The 4,906-nt window shown below is 45.4% G+C and carries 4 protein-coding genes, 5 tRNA genes and 3 rRNA genes; 11 read left to right on the forward strand and 1 reads right to left on the reverse strand.

The annotated features are described in order from the left end of the window. The 6 genes from L5M29_RS23515 to birA form a co-directional block, all read left to right on the forward strand. A 23S ribosomal RNA gene (locus L5M29_RS23515) occupies positions 1 to 140 on the forward strand; the annotation flags it as partial. A gap of 237 nt (positions 141 to 377) precedes the next feature. Then, positions 378 to 493, forward strand: a 5S ribosomal RNA gene (gene rrf, locus L5M29_RS23520). Positions 494 to 531: 38 nt separating this feature from the next. Then, positions 532 to 607 (forward strand) — tRNA-Thr (locus L5M29_RS23525). Positions 608 to 644: 37 nt separating this feature from the next. Further along, positions 645 to 760: ribosomal RNA gene (gene rrf / locus L5M29_RS23530) — 5S ribosomal RNA — on the forward strand. 188 nt (positions 761 to 948) lie between these two features. Beyond that, on the forward strand, positions 949 to 1,974 hold the full coding sequence (gene murB, locus L5M29_RS23535) for a UDP-N-acetylmuramate dehydrogenase (protein ID WP_263170344.1): 1,026 nt from the start codon (positions 949 to 951) through the stop codon (positions 1,972 to 1,974). Then, positions 1,967 to 2,926 (forward strand): bifunctional biotin--[acetyl-CoA-carboxylase] ligase/biotin operon repressor BirA, encoded by a 960-nt coding sequence (gene birA / locus L5M29_RS23540; RefSeq protein WP_168827728.1) that lies wholly within the window; start codon positions 1,967 to 1,969, stop codon positions 2,924 to 2,926. The genes murB and birA overlap by 8 nt, the downstream gene beginning before the upstream one ends. A 27-nt stretch (positions 2,927 to 2,953) precedes the next feature. Here the strand turns inward: birA and coaA are convergent, their stop codons facing one another. Continuing rightward, positions 2,954 to 3,904 (reverse strand): type I pantothenate kinase, encoded by a 951-nt coding sequence (gene coaA / locus L5M29_RS23545; RefSeq protein WP_105251027.1) that lies wholly within the window; start codon positions 3,902 to 3,904, stop codon positions 2,954 to 2,956. Positions 3,905 to 4,139: 235 nt separating this feature from the next. Here coaA and L5M29_RS23550 point away from each other — a divergent pair. From L5M29_RS23550 to L5M29_RS23570, 5 genes are all read left to right on the forward strand, one after another. Next, a tRNA-Thr gene (locus L5M29_RS23550) sits at positions 4,140 to 4,215 on the forward strand. Between the two features lie 8 nt (positions 4,216 to 4,223). Next, positions 4,224 to 4,308, forward strand: a tRNA-Tyr gene (locus L5M29_RS23555). Between the two features lie 38 nt (positions 4,309 to 4,346). Beyond that, positions 4,347 to 4,420, forward strand: a tRNA-Gly gene (locus tag L5M29_RS23560). Between the two features lie 8 nt (positions 4,421 to 4,428). Further along, positions 4,429 to 4,504, forward strand: a tRNA-Thr gene (locus tag L5M29_RS23565). 117 nt (positions 4,505 to 4,621) lie between these two features. Then, positions 4,622 to 4,906, forward strand: a 285-nt coding sequence (locus L5M29_RS23570; RefSeq protein ID WP_261729865.1) for a GTP-binding protein, incomplete at its 3' end; no start/stop codon positions are given.

Here is a 4,906-nt window from a genome sequence, read left to right on the forward strand (position 1 = left end):
AGCGAGCCCTAAGATGAGTCATCCCTAGGAATTTAATTCCTCTAAAGAGCCGTTCGAGACTAGGACGTTGATAGGCATGGTGTGTAAGCGTTGTGAGGCGTTGAGCTAACATGTACTAATGACTCGAGAGGCTTAACCATACAACCCAGATGGGTTTTACTGAAAATGTTCCAGACATTTTCTAGCACTTCCTCCTTCCATGGAGGTCGTACGAAAAGCCTTAGACAGAATATCGACACTTGATGAAGTGGTCATAAAATGCTCCTGCATTTATGACATCAAGTACATCCTTGTACTTGTTGAACTCAAACAAAGCAAATCAGCTTTCCGAATTATTAACGTGGTCCAGAGATGGACACGGTAATAAACAGAATTTGCTTGGTGACAATAGCCTTGTGGAACCACCTGATCCCATCCCGAACTCAGAAGTGAAACGCAAACGCGCCGATGGTAGTGTGGGGTCTCCCCATGTGAGAGTAGGTCATCGCCAAGCGCCTAATTTAAATAATCTTAATTGATTAGTATAGAATTGCTGATATGGCTCAGTCGGTAGAGCGCATCCTTGGTAAGGATGAGGTCCCCAGTTCGATTCTGGGTATCAGCACCATTACAATCTAGTGTTTAATCCTAGAATAAAGAATTTGCTTGGTGACAATAGCCTTGTGGAACCACCTGATCCCATCCCGAACTCAGAAGTGAAACGCAAACGCGCCAATGGTAGTGTGGGGTCTCCCCATGTGAGAGTAGGTCATCGCCAAGCGCCTAATTATCTCATTGAGATGTAACCAAGCCAGCTGAATAAGCTGGCTTTTTTGCGTCTATAATTTGTTAATTGGAGTGATTTTCCTGCTTTTCTCTCTGTTCTTCATCCTGCCATCTTCTCTAGCATGAGCTGCAATCCTCGCTTTTAGCAGTTACAATACGTTTTTGTCGTCATTGAACAAACACATGTCTCTATTTCATAGCCTTCAATCATTTAATTCCTTTGGTTTGGCCCAGTCTTGCGCGGATCTTGTTGAGGCGCACTCAAAAGAAGCTGTTAAGGCGATATGTCTGTCACTATGGCAACAACAATTGCCTATGTTGGTGCTTGGTGGTGGTAGCAATCTGGTCTTTACGGAGGACTTTAACGGCACAGTTGTCAGGATTTTATCGAAAGGGATAAAAGTATCTGAAGACACAGAAGCGTTTTATCTCGAAGTTGAGGCGGGTGAGAATTGGCACGAGTTAATTCAGTTTACGCTTGAGCATGGCATGTTTGGGCTGGAGAATATGGCGTTAATTCCTGGGACGGTTGGTGCCGCACCTATTCAGAATATTGGCGCTTATGGTGTTGAACTATGTGATGTGTGTGATTGGGTTGAGTATCTTGATTTACCCTCAGGTGAGTTTGTACGCATCAGCACAGCTGAGTGTCAATTTGCTTACCGTGAGTCTATTTTCAAAGACAAATTGCGCAATCTCGCTGTAATCACAGCTGTTGGGCTGCGCTTAGCTAAACGTTGGCAACCGCGTTTGGCCTATGGTCCATTGCAATCGTTTGATCCTGCAACCGTTACAGCGCATGAGATTTTTGAGCGTGTATGCCAAGTACGAAGTGAAAAGCTTCCTGATCCCGCTGTGCTCGGCAATGCAGGCAGTTTCTTTAAAAACCCCATTGTAAGCGCAGCCTGTTATCTAGATTTAGCACAGCGTTTTCCGACGATAGTGGGCTACGCACAAGCGGATGCAACAGTGAAATTGGCTGCAGGCTGGTTGATTGAGCAAGCGGGACTGAAAGGTTTTGTGCTCGGCAATGTGGCAGTGCATGACAAGCAAGCCTTAGTGTTAGTGAATCGAGGCGGAGCAACGGGGCATGATATTTGCCGCCTAGCGCTGCATGTTATTGCGCAAGTACAGGATAAATTTGGTGTTGTGCTAGAAGCCGAGCCTAGAATCATCGGGGCTAATGGCGAAGGAGATTTGCATGTCTGATCATTGGGGAAGAAAACGCCAGATATTAGCTTTATTATCTAGCGGGCAATTTGTTTCTGGCGAGCAGTTAGCCACTGAACTTGGGATTTCGCGTGCCGCAGTGAATAAGCACATCGATGCGCTAGAAACCTATGGTGTGGCAATTTATAGCGTCAAAGGTCGCGGCTATAAGTTAGCGAATCCTATTTCTTTGATTGATGCTTCACGTTTAGTGCAATCAATTGATAACCGTTGCTTTTACTTTGATGAGATAGCAAGCACTAACGGCTTTATGCTGGACCATACTACTGAATTGAAGAATGGTGATGTGTGTGTGGCAGAGTATCAATCCGCAGGTCGTGGTCGTCGAGGCCGAACTTGGGTGTCGCCCTATGGGCATCACTTATATTTCTCGCTGTTTTGGACTTTCCCGCAGGGAATGGCGCAGGCAATGGGATTAAGTTTAGTGGTGGCCTGTACATTGGTTGAAGTGCTTAAATCTTTTGGCGTCGAGAATATTGGTGTTAAGTGGCCCAATGACATCTATTTGGATAACAAGAAGCTTGCCGGGATCTTGATTGAGATGTCGGGGCAGGCTGATAGCCTGTGCCAGCTTATCATAGGTGTTGGTGTGAATATGGCTATGTCCGAGGAGCAAGGTAAAGGTATCGATCAGCCTTGGAGTGATTTGTCAGAGTTGGTCGATATGCCTGACAAGACGGCGCTTGTTATTGCATTACAGAAGCAGCTTAAGCGTGATATTCAGCTATTTGAGCGTGAAGGATTAGCTGCATTCAAGACTCGTTGGCAAGCCGCAGACTTATTTTATGGTCGTGAAATACGTTTGCTTATGGGGGAAAAGTCTGTCGAAGGAATTTGTCGAGGCGTTGATGAGCAAGGTGCAGTATTGCTCGAAACCGCCGACGGTGTTCAAGCATTTATCGGCGGTGAAATTAGCTTAAGGGCACGCTAAGTACCCAAGAGTCAATTTTACATAAGGCTATTTGCGCATCAGCACGTGGGACATCAAATGATCCTGACCTTTCTGCAGGATCAAATGGGCTCTCTCACGGGTCGGTTGAATGTTAAGTTGTAGGTTTGGGCCATTGATTGTGTCCCAAATATTGGCGGCAATCGTATTGGCCTCATCATCCGTTAGCGTCGAATAGTGATGAAAATAAGATTTTTTGTCACTGAATGCACCAGAGCGGAACTGCAAAAATCGTTCTTTATACCATTGTTTTAGCAAGGGTTCTTCTGCATCGACATAAATAGAAAAGTCGACAAAATCGGAGACGAAAGGACGACGGGTATCAACGGGGGAGTCGAGTCCAGTCTGCAATACATTCAAGCCTTCTAAAATTAAGATGTCTGGCTGAGAAACGGTTTGATGCTGATTCTTAACGCGGTCATAGGTGACGTGCGAATAGATAGGGGCTTTCACATGTGGCTGACCGGATTTCACGGCGGAGATAAACTCAACCAGCATTTTCATATCGTAACTTTCTGGAAATCCCTTACGCTGTAATAGTCCTTTACGTTTTAAGTCCGCCAGAGGATACAAAAAACCATCTGTTGTCACCAAATCAACTTTTGGGTGTTCAGGCCAGTGTCGTAGTAAAGCTTGCAAAATACGTGCTGTGGTGCTTTTCCCGACGGCGACACTACCAGCAATACTAATGATATAAGGACTTTTTGATGGTTTTTGACCGAGGAATTCATCAACCACTAAGCCTCGTTGTTGCTTAGCTTTAACGATCAAATTCAGTAGCCGGCTAAGGGGAAGATAAATATCGGTCACTTCCGATAAGGAAATCTTTTCATTTATGCCTCTAAGGTTCTCCAAGTCTTGCTCACTCAGTGTCAACGGCACTGAATCTCGTAACTCAGACCATTGCAGGCGCTCGAAGGCGAGATAGAGTGCTTTTTGAATTGAATTTTTAGAAGTCATTGGCTTTCCTCAGCTTAGGAAAGGCACAGTACACTATGAGATTATTTGGAACAATACTAAATGGGTGATTGCAGTCGTGTTTCCGTTACCGTTTGATGTATTCGCTGTTTAATTGGCCGTCAAAGTTGGATAACGTGTAAAAAAACACCGTTCAAGCGCTTTTTTTACGTAAATAGGCGTTTTTTACTTGCACTTGGGAGCGCATTTACCTAATATCCCGTTCCGAAATGATAATGCCGGCATAGCTCAGTTGGTAGAGCAACTGACTTGTAATCAGTAGGTCCCGAGTTCGACTCTTGGTGCCGGCACCATTTTATGTGGAGGGGTTCCCGAGTGGCCAAAGGGATCAGACTGTAAATCTGACGGCTCAGCCTTCGAAGGTTCGAATCCTTCTCCCTCCACCACTTTTTTCTAGGTAGTTAGGTAGCCTTAGTTAGGTTGCGCGGACATCGTATAATGGTATTACTCCAGCCTTCCAAGCTGATAACGCGGGTTCGATTCCCGCTGTCCGCTCCAAATTAGTTGCTGATATGGCTCAGTTGGTAGAGCACACCCTTGGTAAGGGTGAGGTCGGCAGTTCGAATCTGCCTATCAGCACCAGCCTCTCTAAATTTAGCTCCTACGCCTAAACATAATCGGTTCGATGTCATTTTAATGCATCGGATTTTTTCTATATGTTAGTTTTCATCACCAAGAATCTTGGACTGAGGCATTACCATGGCTAAAGCTAAATTTGAACGTATTAAGCCCCATGTAAACGTGGGCACCATTGGTCACGTTGACCATGGTAAAACCACACTGACTGCAGCTATCTCTCACGTACTGGCTAAGACCTACGGTGGCGAAGCTAAAGACTTCTCTCAAATCGATAACGCTCCAGAAGAGCGTGAGCGCGGTATTACGATCAATACCTCTCACATCGAATATGACACGCCTTCACGTCACTACGCACACGTAGACTGCCCAGGCCACGCTGACTATGTTAAAAACATGATCACTGGT

This window comes from Shewanella sp. SM95, from assembly GCF_025653595.1.
Lineage (GTDB): Bacteria > Pseudomonadota > Gammaproteobacteria > Enterobacterales > Shewanellaceae > Shewanella > Shewanella oncorhynchi.

What these genes read in the sequence shown, in the direction of transcription:
- murB (WP_263170344.1), top strand. Translation starts at nt 949, where the DNA reads ATGTCTCTATTTCATAGCCTTCAATCATTTAATTCCTTTGGTTTGGCC.
- birA (WP_168827728.1), top strand. Translation starts at nt 1,967, where the DNA reads ATGTCTGATCATTGGGGAAGAAAACGCCAGATATTAGCTTTATTATCT.
- coaA (WP_105251027.1), bottom strand. Translation starts at nt 3,904, where the DNA reads ATGACTTCTAAAAATTCAATTCAAAAAGCACTCTATCTCGCCTTCGAG.